General features: G+C 32.5%; 14 protein-coding genes. 8 read left to right on the top strand and 6 right to left on the bottom strand.

What is annotated here, in order from left to right:
- Position 1 precedes the first annotated feature (1 nt).
- Positions 2-2,764, top strand: coding sequence for a PD-(D/E)XK nuclease family protein (locus AC23L6_RS09035; RefSeq protein ID WP_487561840.1), 2,763 nt, complete (start codon positions 2-4; stop codon positions 2,762-2,764).
- Here AC23L6_RS09035 and AC23L6_RS09030 read toward each other — a convergent pair.
- Positions 2,761-3,543, bottom strand: coding sequence for an alpha/beta fold hydrolase (locus AC23L6_RS09030; protein ID WP_487561839.1), 783 nt, complete (start codon positions 3,541-3,543; stop codon positions 2,761-2,763). The genes AC23L6_RS09035 and AC23L6_RS09030 overlap by 4 nt on opposite strands.
- A 214-nt stretch (positions 3,544-3,757) precedes the next feature.
- Between AC23L6_RS09030 and dcm the strand changes: the two genes are divergently transcribed.
- Positions 3,758-4,996, top strand: coding sequence for a DNA (cytosine-5-)-methyltransferase (gene dcm / locus AC23L6_RS09025; RefSeq protein ID WP_487561838.1), 1,239 nt, complete (start codon positions 3,758-3,760; stop codon positions 4,994-4,996).
- On the opposite strand, the gene AC23L6_RS09020 is transcribed toward dcm, so the two are convergent.
- The 3 genes from AC23L6_RS09020 to AC23L6_RS09010 are packed head-to-tail and all read right to left on the bottom strand — an operon-like array spanning position 4,972 to position 8,460.
- Positions 4,972-5,736: an Eco47II family restriction endonuclease gene (locus tag AC23L6_RS09020; protein WP_487561837.1), complete on the bottom strand. Its 765-nt coding sequence runs from the start codon at positions 5,734-5,736 to the stop codon at positions 4,972-4,974. The genes dcm and AC23L6_RS09020 overlap by 25 nt on opposite strands.
- 43 nt (positions 5,737-5,779) lie before the next feature.
- Positions 5,780-7,072, bottom strand: a complete 1,293-nt coding sequence (locus AC23L6_RS09015; RefSeq protein WP_487561836.1) for an aminopeptidase P family protein — start codon at positions 7,070-7,072, stop codon at positions 5,780-5,782.
- Between the two features lie 26 nt (positions 7,073-7,098).
- Entirely contained in the window at positions 7,099-8,460 is a 1,362-nt protein-coding gene (locus tag AC23L6_RS09010; RefSeq protein ID WP_487561835.1) for a hydroxymethylglutaryl-CoA synthase family protein, read from the bottom strand.
- A gap of 369 nt (positions 8,461-8,829) precedes the next feature.
- Here AC23L6_RS09010 and AC23L6_RS09005 point away from each other — a divergent pair, with 369 nt between their 5' ends.
- The 6 genes from AC23L6_RS09005 to AC23L6_RS08980 all read left to right on the top strand — a co-directional run bounded on the left by AC23L6_RS09005 (position 8,830) and on the right by AC23L6_RS08980 (position 15,018).
- Complete coding sequence (locus AC23L6_RS09005) at positions 8,830-9,495, top strand: succinate dehydrogenase cytochrome b subunit (RefSeq protein ID WP_487561834.1); 666 nt, start codon at positions 8,830-8,832, stop codon at positions 9,493-9,495.
- 104 nt (positions 9,496-9,599) lie between these two features.
- A complete protein-coding gene (locus AC23L6_RS09000) occupies positions 9,600-11,609 on the top strand; it encodes a fumarate reductase/succinate dehydrogenase flavoprotein subunit (RefSeq protein WP_487561833.1) in 2,010 nt (669 codons plus the stop codon).
- A gap of 81 nt (positions 11,610-11,690) precedes the next feature.
- Positions 11,691-12,455 (top strand): succinate dehydrogenase/fumarate reductase iron-sulfur subunit, encoded by a 765-nt coding sequence (locus tag AC23L6_RS08995; RefSeq protein WP_487561832.1) that lies wholly within the window; start codon positions 11,691-11,693, stop codon positions 12,453-12,455.
- Positions 12,456-12,526: 71 nt separating this feature from the next.
- The gene (locus tag AC23L6_RS08990; RefSeq protein ID WP_487561831.1) at positions 12,527-13,369 is read left to right on the top strand and encodes an endonuclease/exonuclease/phosphatase family protein; all 843 of its coding nucleotides are present in this window, start codon (positions 12,527-12,529) and stop codon (positions 13,367-13,369) included.
- A gap of 203 nt (positions 13,370-13,572) precedes the next feature.
- Entirely contained in the window at positions 13,573-14,187 is a 615-nt protein-coding gene (locus tag AC23L6_RS08985) for a GDSL-type esterase/lipase family protein (RefSeq protein WP_487561830.1), read from the top strand.
- A gap of 63 nt (positions 14,188-14,250) precedes the next feature.
- Positions 14,251-15,018 carry an amidohydrolase gene (locus AC23L6_RS08980; protein WP_487561829.1) on the top strand — a complete coding sequence of 256 codons (768 nt, stop codon included), beginning with the start codon at positions 14,251-14,253 and terminating at the stop codon, positions 15,016-15,018.
- On the opposite strand, the gene AC23L6_RS08975 is transcribed toward AC23L6_RS08980, so the two are convergent.
- Positions 15,002-16,600 carry an Ig-like domain-containing domain gene (locus AC23L6_RS08975; protein ID WP_487561828.1) on the bottom strand — a complete coding sequence of 533 codons (1,599 nt, stop codon included), beginning with the start codon at positions 16,598-16,600 and terminating at the stop codon, positions 15,002-15,004. The genes AC23L6_RS08980 and AC23L6_RS08975 overlap by 17 nt on opposite strands.
- A 192-nt stretch (positions 16,601-16,792) precedes the next feature.
- The gene (locus AC23L6_RS08970) at positions 16,793-17,476 is read right to left on the bottom strand and encodes a ComF family protein (RefSeq protein WP_487570230.1); all 684 of its coding nucleotides are present in this window, start codon (positions 17,474-17,476) and stop codon (positions 16,793-16,795) included.
- Positions 17,477-17,511: the final 35 nt, after the last annotated feature.

Raw genomic sequence — 17,511 nt, 5'->3', positions numbered from 1 at the left:
TATGTCAAACATTTCTTTTTTAGATAAAATTGCACAGGTTTTAATAGAAAATTATTCGGATAAATTATTCGACACCATTATTGTTTTACCCAATAAAAGAGCTAAGATTTTTTTATTAGATTCACTGAAAAAACAAGTTAAGGGAACCATTTTTTCTCCAAGAATAGTTAGTATTGAAGATTTTATACAAGACATTGCAGGAATACGTTCGGTTGATTCTATAGAATTATTATTTGAATTCTATAAGGTGTATTTGTCAATAACGGATAAATCCAATCAACAATCATTTGAACTTTTTGCCAATTGGGCTAAAACACTATTGCAGGATTTTAATGAAATAGACAGGTATTTGTTGGAACCGTTACATATTTTATCCTATTTAAAAGATATTGAAGACATCAAACGCTGGGGAATTGAGGTGGAAAACAAAACCCAATTATTAGAAAATTATATTGATTTTTGGAAACTATTGCCTCTTTATTATCAATCATTGTATGACCATTTACTCCAAAAACAAATGGGTTATCAAGGATTAATTTATCGGGAAGCAGTAAAAAATTTAGATTATTTCTCGCATTCAATTCAAAAGAAGCAATACATATTTGCAGGTTTTAATGCCTTGAATGCTGCTGAGGAAAAAATAATTCAACACCTTATTGCGTCTGACCAAACTAAAATTTATTGGGATGTTGACCAAACATTTCTTAACGATCCTTATCACGATGCCGGATTGTTTGTTAGGCGATTTAAAGAAAATTGGAAACACTATAAATCCAATCCTTTTCAATGGATTTTTGATGATTTTTCTCAAACAAAAAACATTCAAATTATTGGCACTCCAAAAACAATTGGTCAAGCCAAAATAACGGGCAGTATAATCGAAAATATCATCAATTCTAATCCAAATTTAACATTAGATAAGGTGGCTATTGTGCTGGGTGATGAAAACATGCTTGTTCCTTTGTTGTATGCATTGCCCGAAAATGTTGGCTCTTTAAACATTACTATGGGCTATTTGACAAAGAACAATCCTGTGCAAATTTTGATAGCCAAATTGTTTAAAATGCATACTAATGCGTTATCCAGAGGCAATAATAGTTATGTTTTTTATTATAAAGATGTGCTTGACATATTGACACATCCTTTGGTAGAACCCTATGCCAATACAAATACTCTAGTTTCTGTAATCAATCAAAACAACTATACATTTATTTCACATCATAAATTGATGGAACTAAACACTGTTTCGAGCCCCTTATTTCAATTGTTATTTCAAAAATGGGAAAATGGCTCAGTTGCAGTTTTAGAATCGCTTTCGAGCTTGTTACAAACCATTAAAGGCAATTTAAATAACGATAATGAAGAAGAAAAAATTACAAAAGCCTTTGTTTTTGCTATTTTCAAAATCATTAATAAGTTGATTACTTATTATTCACAACACCAACACATCGATAAAATAGAAACCTTATTTGCCATTTATAAACAAGTAATTGATTTAGCTGAGGTTTCTTTTGAAGGAGAACCTTTGAATGGCTTACAGATTATGGGCGTTTTAGAAAGTCGCGTATTGGATTTTGATGCTGTAATTGTTACTTCTATGAATGAAGGGAAATTTCCAGCAGGAAAATCTCAAAATTCATTCATTCCGTATGATGTAAAACGAGAATTAGGATTACCTACTTTTAAAGAAAAAGACGCCATTTACACCTATCATTTTTACCATTTACTACAACGTGCCAAAACTATTTATTTGTTGTATAATACCGAAAGTGAAGGCTTAGATGCAGGTGAAAAAAGCCGTTTTATTACCCAACTGGAAGTCGAAAAGCAAACGAATCATACTCTGACACACGAGATTTATAATGCAGTTGTGCCAGAGATTGCCTATCAACCTATGGTGATTCCAAAATCAGAGAATGTGCTATTGCGGTTGCAAGAAATTGCTGAAAACGGATTTTCACCTTCTGCATTGACCAGTTATATTCGCAATCCTATCGATTTCTATTTTCAGAAAATTTTGCGCATTAGAGAGGTAGAAGAAGTAGAAGAAAATATTGCACTCAATACTTTAGGAACGATTATTCACGAAACCTTAAAAGTTTTGTATACTCCTTTTGTGGGGAAATTTATTGCTGAGAATGATATTTCAAATTGCTTTACACTCATTGACGAGGAAGTATTGAAACAGTTTAAATTAATTTACAAAGAAGGCGAAATCAAAAAAGGAAGAAATCTTTTGGCTTTTGAAGTGGCAAAACGTAATGTTTCTAATTTCTTGAAAGTAGAGTTAGAAAGCATCCAAAATGGAGATGCGATTAAAATTATTGCTTTAGAAGAACGATTTGAGCGTGTTTTAGAACATCCGAGTTTGCCTTTTCCAGTAAAAATTGGAGGTTCTGTCGATAGAATTGAAGAACGCAACGGAATTATTCGAATTATTGATTATAAAACCGGAAAAGTTGAAAAAACCAACGTCACCTTAAAATCATGGGAAGGATTGACAGAGGATATTAAAAACGATAAAATTATCCAGATTTTAGCCTATGTCTTTATGTTTGAAAAGGAAAAGCATGACAAAGGTATTGAGGCTGGGATTATTTCTTTTAAAAATTTAAAATCAGGATTTTTACCGTTTACTTTTAAAGAAGGAAAAGAAGAAACTTCCTTTATAAATGAGGAAATAGTATCGAATTATTTGGAGCAAATTGTTCTACTATTGAATGAGATTTTAGATGTGACCATTCCGTTTAAAGAAAAAATTTAAATTTTCTTCAAGAAATCTATTAAAACTGTCTTTAACTCTTCTCTGTTTTCAATGTGGCTCATGTGTCCGTCAGGAAAGGAAACTAATTTAACATCGGTGTTTTCGATTTGTTCTAAACTGTCTTCGTAATTCAATACAGGGTCTTTTTTTCCGAGAATGAGCATTTTTGGATATGGACCAAAATGCAACAGCACTTCACGGTCTTTGCGAATTTTCATTCCTTCTAATGAAGCGACTATGCCTTGAAGCGGGGTTTGTAAAGCTTCTAATTTTACTTTTTCTATTTCCTCATTCAATCGCTCCCGATTGTCTTCACTAAACAAATTGGCAATAGAAAGCCGAACAAATGTGGTGTAATCTTGCTTTACGGCTTTTATCGCTCGGTCTCGATTTTGTTTTCGCTCTTCGCTATCTGCTCTGGAAGTAGAATTGAGTAAAACCAACCCTTTTAGGGTGTCAGGATACAATTCGGCGAAAGCCAAGGCGACATAACCACCCATGGAATGACCTACAAAAACTGCTTTTCGGATTTTCAATTCATGCAACACTTCGTGAACCATATCGGCATTGTCTTCCATGTTGTGGATATATCCCAAACATTCTGTTTTGCCATGACCGAGTAAATCAATAGTAATAACGCGGTATTTTTTGCTCAATTCTGGAACGAAATCCTGCCACATAGATTGATTTTCTAAAAAACCATGAAGCAAAACCACAGCCGTGCCTTTTCCAGTATCGGAATAAGAGATTTTAGAGTTTTTGTAGAGGATTTGATTCAAAACGGTAATTTATTTTCACAAAAATAGAATTAAAACTTTTAAACCATATAAGAAATTTAAGTTCATTTAAGAAAATAGTATTTACTCATAGTAAACATTAAAAATAGATGTTTATTACTTTAAGCTAATATTAATATTGTTTTTTCTTTTCATTTGTATTTTACATATTTTCTATTAAATTTGTAACCATTGTATAAGGTTAAACAATTTGGTTATGAATGAATATATGACACTTTCTGAAACTGCTGAATATTTAGGTAAAAGTAAAGAAACCCTTAGAAGATGGGATAATGAGGGAAAGTTGATTGCTGTTCGCGAACCAATGAGTAATTATAGAGTTTATAGAAAATCTGAAGTTGATACTTTGTTTGCAGATTTTATTGATGAAAATATCCATGAAACAATTTCAAATTATGTTGAACCACACAATGAGTATACTGTTTTAGAACTTTTTGCTGGAGCTGGAGGTTTGGCAGTTGGAATGGAGAAAGCAGGACTAAAATGCGTAGCTTTGAATGAAATTGATAAATGGGCTTGTAATACTTTAAAAAAAAATCGTCCAAATTGGAATGTTTTAGAAGGCGATATTAAATCTTTTAGTTTTACAGAGTATGAAAATAAAGTTGATATTGTAACTGGCGGATTTCCTTGTCAAGCATTTAGTTATGCTGGAAAAAAATTAGGTTTAGCAGATGCAAGAGGAACTTTATTTTATGAATTTGCAAGAGTTGTAAAAGAAGTAAATCCTCCAATTTGTATTGGTGAAAATGTTCGTGGTTTATTAAGTCACGAAAATGGTAAAACGCTTCAAGGAATGGTTTCAATTTTAGATGAAATAGGTTATAATGTTGTTCCTGTTCAAGTTTTGAAAGCAATTAATTTTAATGTTCCACAAAAAAGGGAACGATTAATTTTAGTTGGAATTAGAAAAGATATTGATGTTAAATACGAATATCCAAAGCCTTATAAAAAAGTTTATAATTTGAAAGATGCTCTAAAAAAAGGAGAATTGTTTGATTGTGATGTCCCGAAATCGGAAGGTTCAAAATATCCAAAAAGTAAAATAGATGTTTTAAAATTAGTTCCGCAAAAAGGGTATTGGAGAGATTTACCAATAGATATTCAAAAAGAATTTATGGGTGGAAGTTTTCATCTTGGAGGTGGAAAAACTGGAATTGCAAGAAGGATAGGTTGGGATGAACCTTGTTTGACTCTAACGTGTAGTCCAGCACAAAAACAAACTGAAAGATGTCATCCAGAAGAAACAAGGCCGTTTACAGTTCGGGAATATGCAAGAATTCAGACTTTTCCAGATGATTGGGAATTTGAAGGGTCAGTTGCACAACAATATAAACAGATTGGTAACGCTGTCCCTGTCAATTTAGGAAAAGAAGTTGGTTATTCAATTGTTAAGTTTTTGAATAGCTATTACAATTTATCAAAGCCTAGATAATAGCTGTAATTTTCAAAAGTTATTTGATCTAAAATGGTTCTTTTTGAAGTTTTTGTTTCAGATTTGATTTCATCTAATGCGGAATTTTCTTTTTTAGATTGACTTTTTTCAACAGAATTAAGATAATCTTTTACTACAATTGGAAGATTTTTATATAGTTGGAAGAGTGCGTTTTCCTTTCCTGTAAGTAATGCGTAAAATTGGTCACCCGAAATTTTGTAAACTCTACTATGGCTATATTCTTTACCATTAATTTCTCCCTTCCAAAGTTCACAGAAACTGTTTTTTGCTAAAATTTGAACCCAATAACATTTAGATTTTTTATAAGTGTCAGCATATCTTGATAGTTTTTGGAAAAGTGCTTCAGCTGAACTACTGTTCATTGTGTTATGTTTGTTTTTAATATCAGCAAACAAAGTGTCATCTTTTGCTTTTATATCAAAACCACTCAAATTTCCAACTTCAAAACCATCTATTCCACCCAATATTTGCTCGTGAAACGTTCCGATAGAATTGTTTATAGATTTATCTATTTGTCTCAATATTTCTGCTTGAATTAAACTTTCTTCATCAATATCATTGAATTTAGCATCAAAAGTTAGTTTTATAGTGTCAACTTTATTGTTGTAAAAATTCTTTTTTGTGATGTTGTTTTTAGCTTTCAAGTAGGCGGAGTGAAGATTTGCTACACAATCTAAAAAGTGTTCATCGGAAATAAAATCTACATACTTATTTTTCATAATTTGTAACAAAGTAATCGTCTATTATCTTTTATCTAAAAATCTAACTATTCATCAAACTCTCAATTTCCTCTACTTCAATCGGGATGTTTCGCATTAAATTAAAAGGTTCTCCGCTTTTTTGTACCACAACATTATCTTCGAGTCGAATGCCAAAACCTTCGGCAGGAATATAAATTCCGGGTTCTACTGTAAAAACCATATTGGCTTGCATCGGTTCGTGTAATAAACCGTAATCGTGCGTATCCAATCCCATGTGGTGCGAAGTACCGTGCATGAAATATTTTTTATAGGCAGGCCATTCTGGATTTTCGTTTTGAACATCGGCTTTGTCTATCAACCCTAAACCGAGTAGTTCAGAAGTCATGAGTTTTCCTACTTCTAAATGGTATTGTTTCCAAAGTGTTCCTGGTGTAAGCATTTTTGTTGCTTCGTTTTTCACTCTCAACACTGCATTGTAAACCTCTTTATGTCGGGAAGAATAACGACCTGAAACAGGGATTGTTCGTGTCAAGTCGCTAGAATAATTAGCATATTCAGCAGCGACGTCAAGCAAAATCAAATCGCCAGCCTTGCATTGCTGATTGTTTTCGATGTAATGCAACACATTAGCGTTGTTTCCAGAAGCGATAATGGGTGTATAGGCAAAACCTTTGGAGCGATTGCGAATGAATTCGTGAATGAGTTCGGCTTCAATTTCGTATTCGGTAACATTTGGTTTTACAAAAGAAAGCAGTCTTCGAAATCCTTTTTCGGTAATATCGCAAGCCTGTTGAATCAAATCGATTTCCTCGCTTTCTTTCACGGAGCGCAGACGTTGTAAAATAGTATTGCTTTTTGCTACTTGATGCGCAGGATACTTGTCTTTCCACCATTTTACAAAACGAGTTTCACGCGTTTCAGTATCAACAGCAGCACGATAATGTTCGTTGGTGTTGATGTACATAATTTCGGAATAGCTCATCATTTCGTTGAGAATTTTCTCAAAATCCTGCAACCAATAGACTGTTTTTATTCCTGAAACTTCAAATGCACGTTCCTTAGTTAGTTTTTCACCTTCCCAAATGGCAATGTGTTCGTTCGTTTCTTTGAGAAACAACATTTCACGTTGGTTTTCATAAGGTGCATCGGGAAAAAGCAATAAAATACTTTCTTCTTGGTCTATACCCGATAAATAAAAAATATCCCGATGTTGAGCAAACGGCAAAGTGCTGTCGGCAGACACGGGATAAATATCGTTAGAATTAAAAACCGCAACACTTTTCGGTTTCATTTGAGCCGTAAATTTGGCGCGATTTTTTATAAATAAATGGCGGTCAATTTGATGGTATTTCATACGAATGAATAAATTAGAATACAAATCTAATCAATCCATTTGTAATATCGTGCACCAATTAGATTTGGAATTTGATTTTCTATTCGTTCTAAAATCCATTCGTTTTTAGGTTCTTTAATGCTTTGTTTTTGTTCTTTTTTATGAAGTTTTTCGTAGGTTTCGAAATCAATTTCAACGCTCTTTTTCAAAGTTTCAAAAAGATGCACCGTAGCAATGGCATCTTTCCAATCGGGTTGAATCGTTCCTTCGAAAACCTTCGATTTAGAGCCGCTTCCGTAGGCTAGAAAACCGAATTTCTTACCTGAAATCTCTTTTCTAGAATCATGAAAATGAGAAAGTGTCGAAAGCAATCCCATAAAAATAGAACCAGTATATAAATTTCCAATAATGGAAGAAGCCAACTCGGCAGGTAGCAATTTTTCAGATACAAAGTTTTTGTATTCGTCTGATTTGCTGATTTCTTTTAGTTTATTTTGATATTCTGTAGCCTCTTCATTTCCTGTAATTACTGAATTTGAAGCATCCAATGCATAAATTTCAGATAACATTCTGCGACCTTGAAACGCATAAGGCAAATGCATGACAATGCTTTCCCAAGTAGTGTAAATAGTTTCTGAGGTGTTTTTTAATTTTTTGAATGAAAAATAAGCATTTTTCGTTCTATCCATATAGCATTGATTCGAATATTGACCGTCAAAAACGGGTTGGTCTTTATGAATTTCGATTTCGCTTTCTAAATTGTCAAACCAAGGTTCGTTTGAAGTATTTCCTGTAATTTCTTGTTTAGAAATGGTTCTTAAAGGTTTAAAGAAATCAAAAACTCCTTTAGTACTGGTTGCCCATAGATTTTCGAAAGCAATAATTCTTGGATTTGAAGTAATTAACATTGCTAAGGCACCAGCTCCTTGGGTATATTCTCCTGTTGAATTTAAATCGTATTTAGCAAAATCGGTGGTTACTACAATGGCTTTTTTGGTTGGATTTAAAGTAATAAAATCGATACAATTCTGTAAGGCATCTACCCCTCCAATGCAGGCAAAAGTAAAATCTACCACATCACATTCTGAAAGTGAATTTTCGCCAAATTTTTGTTCCATTAAAGAAACTAAAAACGAACTTATGGGTTTTGAATTGTCAATAGCACTTTCTGTTCCAACATAAATCCTTGCTATTTCAGTAAGGTCGATAGCGTTATCGGTAATAAGTTTTGTCAAAGCATTTGCTCCAAAAACGACTGCATCTTGATGGGTATCAGGAAGTGTCATTTTGATTAAACCAAGTCCTTTTTCTAATTTTTCAGGTTCAATATTTCTAGCTTTTGCTAAGGATTGTATAGGTAAGTGTATTTTAGCTACATCAAATGAGATGGCATCAATTCCTGGATTCATTTCGCTTAAATTTTGAGGTGTTAAAGGTAAAGTACACCGCTTAAATTGCAATAATTTTGACAGAAAAAATACATTATAAATCGAAATTTTTGTGAAATTTTAATCGATTTAGCGCTATTACTGATTAATTATCAAATTTATTACTGATTTTGAAGAAAAACAATTAAGAATTGAAAATCGCATTTTATATTTTTTTTAATTTTTGTTTAAGTTAAAAGGTTCTTTTTTGGCTGAAATCCCTTTATTTACTGGGTTTTTAGTTTTTTATTTAGAACACTTTAAAATTAATATAAATAACATCATAAAGGTTGTGGTTCATCTGTATTTGATTTATTTTTGTATCACTTTTAAACAAAATTTTAAAATATTATGGCACAATCTGCATTATTGAAGTCGTCGATAGCGAAAAAAGTCGCAATGGCGCTTTCAGGACTATTTTTGATTACGTTTCTCGCTTTGCATTTTTTTATTAATATGACTTCTGTATTCAGTTCGGAAACGTTCAATACAATGTCACATTTTATGGGTTATAATCCACTTATTCAATTTGTTATGCAGCCTATATTGGTTGCTGGTGTAATTTTTCATTTTGTGATGGGCTTTGTTTTAGAATTGAAAAACAGAAGCGCTAGACCAATAGCTTATGTGAAATATGATGGAGCGGCAAATGCTTCTTGGGCTTCTAGAAACATGATAGTTTCAGGCTTGGTAGTTTTAGCTTTTTTAGGGTTGCATTTTTACGATTTTTGGGTACACGAAATGGTTTACAAATATGTAGAGGTTAATGCAATTGACGAAACGAGATATTTCCCTGAATTGGTTCATAAATTTGAAAGCCCTGTGCGTACGGGTTTGTATTGTATAGCCTTTGTACTACTATCACTACATTTATGGCATGGCTTTAACTCATCATTCCAGTCGGTTGGATTTGACAATAAATATGCAAAATCATTACATAAATTGGGATATGCATTTGCAATTGTAATTCCTTTTGGATTCATTTTCATTGCATTATTTCATCATTTTAATCATTAATATCAATCTATAAATGAAATCGCCAAAAATCACTAGTTTGCGATAGCAAATACCAATTCAAAAGGCGATAACATATATGACCTAAGACAAAAAATTTCACATATATGAAACTAGATTCTAAAATACCAGAAGGTCACATTTCACAAAAATGGACTGATTATAAAGACCACCTAAAGTTAGTTGCGCCAAACAACCGTCCTAAAATAGATATTATTGTTGTGGGAACAGGACTAGCAGGAGCATCTGCAGCTGCCTCTTTTGCAGAAATGGGTTATAATGTAAAAGCATTTTGTTATCAGGATTCTCCTCGTCGAGCGCATTCTATTGCGGCACAAGGTGGAATTAATGCAGCAAAAAATTATCAAAATGACGGGGACAGTGTTTTTAGATTATTTTATGATACCATTAAAGGTGGCGATTATAGAGCTCGTGAAGCAAATGTGCATCGTTTAGCAGAAGTTTCAGGAAATATTATTGATCAATGTGTTGCTCAAGGAGTTCCATTTGCAAGAGATTATGGAGGATTATTAGATAATCGTTCGTTTGGAGGTACACAAGTACAACGTACATTTTACGCAGCAGGACAAACAGGGCAACAACTATTGTTAGGAGCTTATTCTGCTTTATCAAGACAAATCGGATTGGGACGTGTGCAAATGTTCAACCGTCATGAAATGCTTGAGCTAGTAAAAGTAGACGGAAAAGCTCGTGGAATTATAGCACGTAACCTAGTTACTGGTGAAATAGAAAGACATTCTGCTCATGCTGTTATTATCGCTTCGGGAGGTTACGGAAACGTATATTTCCTTTCTACAAACGCCATGGGAAGCAACGTAACTGCTGGTTGGAAAATTCACAAACAAGGAGCTTTATTTGCTAATCCTTGCTTTGTTCAAATTCACCCAACTTGTATCCCAGTTCACGGAACCAATCAATCCAAATTAACCCTAATGTCCGAGTCGTTAAGAAACTCTGGTCGTATTTGGGTTCCAAAGAAAAAAGAAGATGCAGAAGCTATTCGTGCTGGAAAATTAAAACCAACACAATTAGCTGAAGAAGATAGAGATTATTTCTTAGAAAGAAGATATCCCGCTTTTGGGAATTTGGTGCCACGAGATGTGGCATCAAGAGCAGCAAAAGAGCGATGTGATGCAGGTCATGGAATAGAAGCAAATGACACTAATGAGGGAGTTTATTTGGATTTCTCTACAGAGATTCAATCAAAAGGAAAACAAGCCGCATACGCTAAAGGAAATCATAATCCTTCGCAAGAAGAAATCATTTCATTAGGGAAAAAATGGTTGGAGGAAAAATACGGTAACTTATTTACCATGTACCAAAAAATCACTGACGAAAATCCGTATGAAACCCCAATGAAAATTTATCCAGCAGTACACTACACCATGGGTGGTGTTTGGGTAGATTATAACTTACAATCTACAATTCCTGGTTGTTTCGTAGCTGGTGAGGCTAATTTCTCTGATCACGGAGCAAATAGGTTAGGAGCTTCAGCTTTGATGCAAGGTTTAGCCGACGGTTATTTTGTTCTACCTTATACGGTTTCTAATTATTTAGCGGATGAGATTAGAACAGGTAAAATTTCTACTGAAAGTCAAGAATTTGTTGATGCAGAAAATAGAGTAAAAGAAACCATCAATAAATTTTTAAACAACAAAGGCTCTAAATCGGTTGACCATTTCCACAAGCGTTTAGGTTTGATAATGTGGAACAAGGTAGGTATGGCCAGAAATGAAGCAGGTTTGAAAGAAGCTATTTCAGAAATTGCTGCTCTAAAACAAGAGTTTTACAAAGAAGTAAATGTTCCTGGAAGCGCAGATGAATTGAATCCTGAGTTAGAAAAAGCACTTAGAGTGGCTGATTTTATTGATTTAGGTCAATTGATGGCAATGGATGCTTTACAACGAAATGAATCTTGTGGAGGACATTTCCGTGAAGAATATCAAGATAGCGAGGGAGAAACACTTCGTGATGATAAAAACTTCTCTTTTGTTGGTGCTTGGGAATATAAAGGAGATGATATAACCAAAGAAGAGCTTCACAAAGAAGAATTGAAATACGAGTTCATTAAAATAGCCGCAAGAAATTATAAATAGTAATTAGTAACTAGTGAATTGTAATTGGTCAGATCAGCTAATCACTAATTACTTTTTACCAATCACTTAAAAATAAAAGTTATGTCTTCAGCAAAAAACATCAATATCACCTTAAAAATTTGGCGTCAGAAAAACTCCAAAGCCAAAGGGAAATTAGAAACATATAAATTGAATGATGTTTCTACCGCAAGTTCATTTTTGGAAATGTTAGACCAGTTGAACGAACAATTAATTAATCAAAAGATTGAACCTATCGCCTTTGACCATGATTGTCGTGAAGGAATTTGCGGTATGTGTTCTTTGTATATAAATGGACGTGCACACGGACCAGATACCGGAATAACTACTTGTCAGTTACACATGAGAATGTTTAAAGATGGTGATACGATCTACGTAGAACCATGGAGAAGTAAAGCTTTTCCAGTAATAAAAGACTTAGTTGTAGATAGAAGTGCATTCGATAGAATTCAACAAGCAGGAGGGTTTGTATCTGTAAATACTTCAGGAAATACTATTGATGCTAATGCAACTCCAATTAACAAACAAGATGCTGATAAAGCTTTTGAAGCAGCAGCTTGTATTGGTTGTGGTGCTTGTGTGGCCACGTGTAAAAATGGTTCTGCTATGTTATTTGTTGGAGCAAAGGTATCTCAGTATGCATTGCTACCACAAGGTAAGGTAGAAGCCGCACAACGCGTTTTAAACATGGTACGCCAAATGGATGAAGAAGGTTTCGGAAATTGTACAAATACAGGTGCATGCGAAATAGAATGTCCAAAAGGAATTTCTTTAGAAAACATAGCTCGTATGAACAGAGAATACTTATCGGCTAGTTCAAAAGGATAAACATTATTATGAAATGAATTATACTAACGCATTCAAAATTGAATGCGTTAGTTGTTTAAAAAAGTTACCTTATGTTAAAATCATTTTATATCATAGTTTTAATTTTTATTCTAAATGGGTTTTCTGCACAAGCACAAATCCTCAAAGTAATGACTCATAATATTCGTCTTGATGTCTCATCAGATGGAGAAAATGATTGGACGCACCGAAAAGATTTTTTTACATCTCAAATACAGTTCTATGAACCTGATATTTTTGGTATTCAAGAGGCTAAACCAAACCAAGTAACAGATATTGCAACATCACTACCTGAATATGGTTATTTAGGCGTCGGTAGAGATGGTGAAGAGAAAGGAGAGTCTTCCAATATATTTTATAAAAAAGAAAGATTTTATGTTAAGGAAACCAACACATTTTGGCTATCAGAAACACCAGATGTAGAGTCAAAAGGTTGGGATGCCGCTTTTAATAGGGTTTGTACCTACGCACTTTTCAAAGATTTAAAGTCCAAAAAAACATTTTGGGTTTTCAATACACATTTAGACCACATGGGTGAAGAGGCCAAAACAAAAGGAATACAGTTGATTTTATCAAAAATAGAAACATTAAATCTCAAAAAATATCCTGTGATTTTTATGGGAGATTTTAATTCAGAACCTAGTGAAAAAAGAATAATAGAACTTCGAAAAATAATGGATGATTCCAGAGAAGTTTCTCAACAAAAACCCTTCGGGCCATCGGGGTCATTTAATAATTTCAAACACGATGAAGCAGTAACCAAGTTGATAGATTATATTTTCATTTCTAAAAATTGCTTTTTCAAAATAAAAAAATATGCCGTTTTAAGCGATGCTAAAGATTTAAAATACCCTTCTGATCATTTGCCAGTTTATGTTGAATTAAATTATAGATAAGAGTTTTAGTTAAATTTAGATTAATGAAATACGCTGAAATATCCCATCTAAAACAAAGAACATTTCTTAAATAAGACCTCTATTTGCGTTCAATTTTTATCTTTGGAATAATTATTCTAGATTTAGACAGTAAAGAAATGGAAAATGAATCTTAAACACAACTTTTTAAAAACAATTTACTTTATTACGATATTGTTTTTTTATTGAATAGTCAAGCACAGAATCCTCCTTTTTGGAAGGACATCCAGACTTTTAAAAATCAAGATAGCATAGCAAAACCACTTCAATACAAGACTCTTTTTATAGGCAGTTCTTCTTTTACTTACTGGGAAAATTTAAATCAGGATTTACCTGAATATGCTCCGCTGAATCGTGCATTTGGAGGGTCAACATTGGAAGATGTAATCCGATATAAGGATGTTGTTATTGATAGCTACCATCCAGAAAGAATTATTATTTATTGTGGAGAGAACGACATTGCCTCATCGGATACTATAACGGCACAAATGGTTTTTGAGAGATTTAAATTGCTTCATCAACACATAAGAACAAAATTTCCAAAAGTAAAAATTTACTATATTTCTATAAAACCAAGCCCATCAAGATGGAGAATGAAAGATAGAATTATAGCCGCTAATGCCTTAATAAAGAAATTTTGTAAGCATCAAAAAAATACAGATTTTATTACTGTTTGGAATCAAATGCTATTGAATTCAAGACCAAACGGGACTATTTTCAAAGCCGATAGTTTGCATATGAATTCAGAAGGATATAAAATTTGGATACAGGAAATAAGAAAAAACATACCTGTTAAATAATGAACTTTAATTAAAAGCACATCTGTTTGTGTTCATTTTTTATCTTTGATAAAATTATTGTAGATGAAAGTAGCTTTAATTCAATCTCCACTAGCTTGGGAAAATCCATTGTTAAATAGGAATTATTTTGAAGAAAAAATGAATTCCATTACCGAAAGTGTTGATTTGATAGTGTTGCCTGAAATGTTTTCAACAGGTTTTACCATGAATCCTATAGAGGTTTTCGAAACCATGGAAGGCAAAACTGTTTTATGGTTACAATCTTTAGCAAAAGCCAAAAACAGTGCAATAACAGGTAGTTTAATTATCAAAGAAGACGATAATTTCTATAACAGATTAATCTTTGTTTTTCCATCAGGCGACATTCAATTTTATGACAAGAGACATTTGTTTACATTAGCAGGCGAAGACAAAACATACACTTCAGGAAGAAAAAAACTAATTGTTGAATACAAAGGATTTAAGATTTGTTTGCTGATATGTTATGACCTTCGTTTTCCTGTTTTTTCTAGAAACGCTGAAGATTACGATGTGCTAATTTATGTTGCAAATTGGCCAAAGCAACGCATAAACGCTTGGGATTCATTGTTAAAAGCTCGTGCTATCGAAAATATGTCATATACCATAGGTGTTAACAGAGTTGGCACGGATAATAATTTTTTGGAGTACAACGGACATTCACAAATAATAGATTTTTCAGGGAATTATCTTCTTGAACCTCAAATAGATGAAGAGATATATTGTACAACATTACACAAAAGTAATTTGCTCGAATTTAGAGAAAAATTCGGCTTTTTGAATGATAGAGATATGTTTACGGTTTTAGATTAAACGATTGTTCTACATCCCAATTGGCTCTAACATCAATTTCTTTAGGAAAGTAAATTACCTTTTCGGCTTGTTTTTTTTCTAAAAAATTACCGCTATCCCATTCTCTATTTTTGTTGTCATCGTAGATTACTCGAAGTGTAAACAGATTAGGTTCGAGTAGGAAAAAATCGATTTTAGTATTGCTTTCGGAATATTGTGAGGCTATAATATCTCCCTTAGCATTAGTAAGCTCCACAATAACAGGAAATTTTTCTACATTTTGTAGGTTTACTGTAAGATTTCCATATTCTGAGATATTTTTTGTTTCTAAAACAAAGGTTAGAGAATCGTTTTCATGCTCTAAATAATCTTTCAAGGCTCCAGGTAAAATTTTGAGTGTATATTTCTCTAATGGTTCCTTTTTAAAATTAAATTTCAACTCTTGATTCCATTCGTCATATTCTGTTTTGAAAGCCACTGCAACGGAATCTTTATTGATTAATTTCATTTTTGTAACATCAAAACTCTTAATTGGAATGCTGCTTTTTAAGCTAAAAATTTCTGACAAACCAATAATTTTATTTTGTTTTGTACTAAAACTTAAGGTGTCATTTTTCTGATTTTTTAACGATGAAATGTACTCTTGAGCATAGTTATCATTTGATATGGAGACACTTAAAGAATCAATTTTTAATGGTTTATACCATATTTGAACCGAATCTTTTTCGGGTAATTTTGTTACAATGGTTGGAATTGACTCTTGTTTGTTTTTTAAAGTAACTTTTAAATTTTTCGTTTTTCCTTCATAGCCCATGGTAAATCTGTTTCCTGATGCTTGACTGGGTTTAAAAGCCTTAAAAGGAGCAATTTCTTTAAATAATGATAATTGAAAAACAGAATCGTTTGGAATCGTTATGAATTCTTTATGAAAACCAATTTTTTCTTTTTTGGGATTGAATTTGTTGTCGCTGTTTTCATCTTTAACAGCTAAAAGAAGGTATTTTCCAGCTTTCAGATTTTCTAGTTTAAAAACAATAGAACTGTCTAAAGTGTTGGTTATATAGCGCGGATTTTCTGTGTAAATTATGGAATCATTAAATTTAGAATTTACCTCATATAACATCACAGAAACAAAAGAAGCTACTTTTTTGTCGTAGGCATCTTTGATAGAACCACCAAGAGTAAGAGAATCAATATAGGAACCCGTAGAAAAGATATATTTAAACTGACGATACGGATTACCTTCATTATTATCTTCTATGCTTTCGCCAAAATTCATACTGTAAGTCGTGTTGGCCTGTAATGAATCATTAAAATGCACCGTAATGTATTTGCTTGCCGTTTGAGGAAGAATAGTAGGTGATTTACTCAAAGGAGGTGAAATAATCAATTGTTTATTGATATTTTTCAACTTTACATATTCATCAAAAGTTAATTTAATTGAATTACCTTTAAAATTTGTAATGTAATTAGCTGGGAAACTCAATTTTAAGACAGGCGCAATTGTATCTTTTACGCCTCCATCAATTGTTCCTCTTTTAGCACAGCTAATAAGCAATAGGGTTAGAAAAAATAAAGTGTTTTTGAAACGGTTTTTTAACATCTCAATTAGATAATTTGATGCCACAAAATAACAATTATATTTATTGTAAATGAAATCTTTTATGGATTTATTAAACGATTAGACAAAAAGTGTTTTTAGTTTTTTATAAAACAAAGAATCATAAAATAAAGAACTAAATTTGTAATTGATTTTCAATAGTTTAAATAAAAATATATATTAAATTACACTAATTTAAGAATGTGACATTGCCATACAAACGACACTAATTTTGGTGCCGGGAATTTTCAATAATTCTCTGCCGCAGGCTTCTAGTGTTGAACCTGTCGTTAAAACATCATCTATTAAAAGAAAGTGTTTATTATGATCTTTTTCAGAAAAGGTTGCTTCAAAAACATGCTCTAAAACCTCAGTTCGATTCAAGAGATTTTTTCTCACTTGAGTTTTTGAATATACATTTCGGTTTAAAATACTTGGATTGTATGTAATTTTTAATTTTTCGGACAAAGCTAATCCGAACGAACTTACTTGGTTGTAGCCTCTTTCTTTTAATCTTTTTTTGTGAAGAGGTACAGGTATTATTTCATCGAATGTATTCGCAATAGGCAAAGTTTTTAAGTACTCTGCTTGCCATTCGCCTAAAACAGTTCCAATTTCTTCATGTCCGCGATATTTCAAATTATGAATCATCTCTTGAACAATTCCTTTTTTATGAAAATAGACAAGAGTAGTGGCAAATTCAACAGGGATTTTTCCATAAAATTTTTTAATTGCCTCATTTTCTGGGTTCAAGTGATGGTTTGTCAATGGAATTTCATGACGACAAAAGGTACAAATCACATTTTCATTAGACAATAAATGACTATTGCATCCAAGGCAAACTTTGGGAAAAAGGACGTTTATCAAGTTTTCAAACATCTAGATTAACTTTTTAACCATAAAAATAAGAAAAT

The organism is Flavobacterium sp. R1_16 (genome assembly GCF_057652095.1).
Note: the sequence above shows the minus strand (reverse complement) of the source record. Positions and strands in the feature narration are given on the sequence as shown.

Excerpts from the sequence above, each read along its gene's own strand:
- AC23L6_RS08990 (WP_487561831.1), top strand. The coding sequence starts at position 12,527 with ATGTTAAAATCATTTTATATCATAGTTTTAATTTTTATTCTAAATGGG.
- AC23L6_RS09010 (WP_487561835.1), bottom strand. The coding sequence starts at position 8,460 with ATGAATCCAGGAATTGATGCCATCTCATTTGATGTAGCTAAAATACAC.
- AC23L6_RS08975 (WP_487561828.1), bottom strand. The coding sequence starts at position 16,600 with ATGTTAAAAAACCGTTTCAAAAACACTTTATTTTTTCTAACCCTATTG.
- AC23L6_RS09035 (WP_487561840.1), top strand. The coding sequence starts at position 2 with ATGTCAAACATTTCTTTTTTAGATAAAATTGCACAGGTTTTAATAGAA.
- AC23L6_RS09005 (WP_487561834.1), top strand. The coding sequence starts at position 8,830 with ATGGCACAATCTGCATTATTGAAGTCGTCGATAGCGAAAAAAGTCGCA.
- AC23L6_RS09015 (WP_487561836.1), bottom strand. The coding sequence starts at position 7,072 with ATGAAATACCATCAAATTGACCGCCATTTATTTATAAAAAATCGCGCC.
- AC23L6_RS08980 (WP_487561829.1), top strand. The coding sequence starts at position 14,251 with ATGAAAGTAGCTTTAATTCAATCTCCACTAGCTTGGGAAAATCCATTG.
- dcm (WP_487561838.1), top strand. The coding sequence starts at position 3,758 with ATGAATGAATATATGACACTTTCTGAAACTGCTGAATATTTAGGTAAA.
- AC23L6_RS09020 (WP_487561837.1), bottom strand. The coding sequence starts at position 5,736 with ATGAAAAATAAGTATGTAGATTTTATTTCCGATGAACACTTTTTAGAT.
- AC23L6_RS08970 (WP_487570230.1), bottom strand. The coding sequence starts at position 17,476 with ATGTTTGAAAACTTGATAAACGTCCTTTTTCCCAAAGTTTGCCTTGGA.
- AC23L6_RS09000 (WP_487561833.1), top strand. The coding sequence starts at position 9,600 with ATGAAACTAGATTCTAAAATACCAGAAGGTCACATTTCACAAAAATGG.
- AC23L6_RS08995 (WP_487561832.1), top strand. The coding sequence starts at position 11,691 with ATGTCTTCAGCAAAAAACATCAATATCACCTTAAAAATTTGGCGTCAG.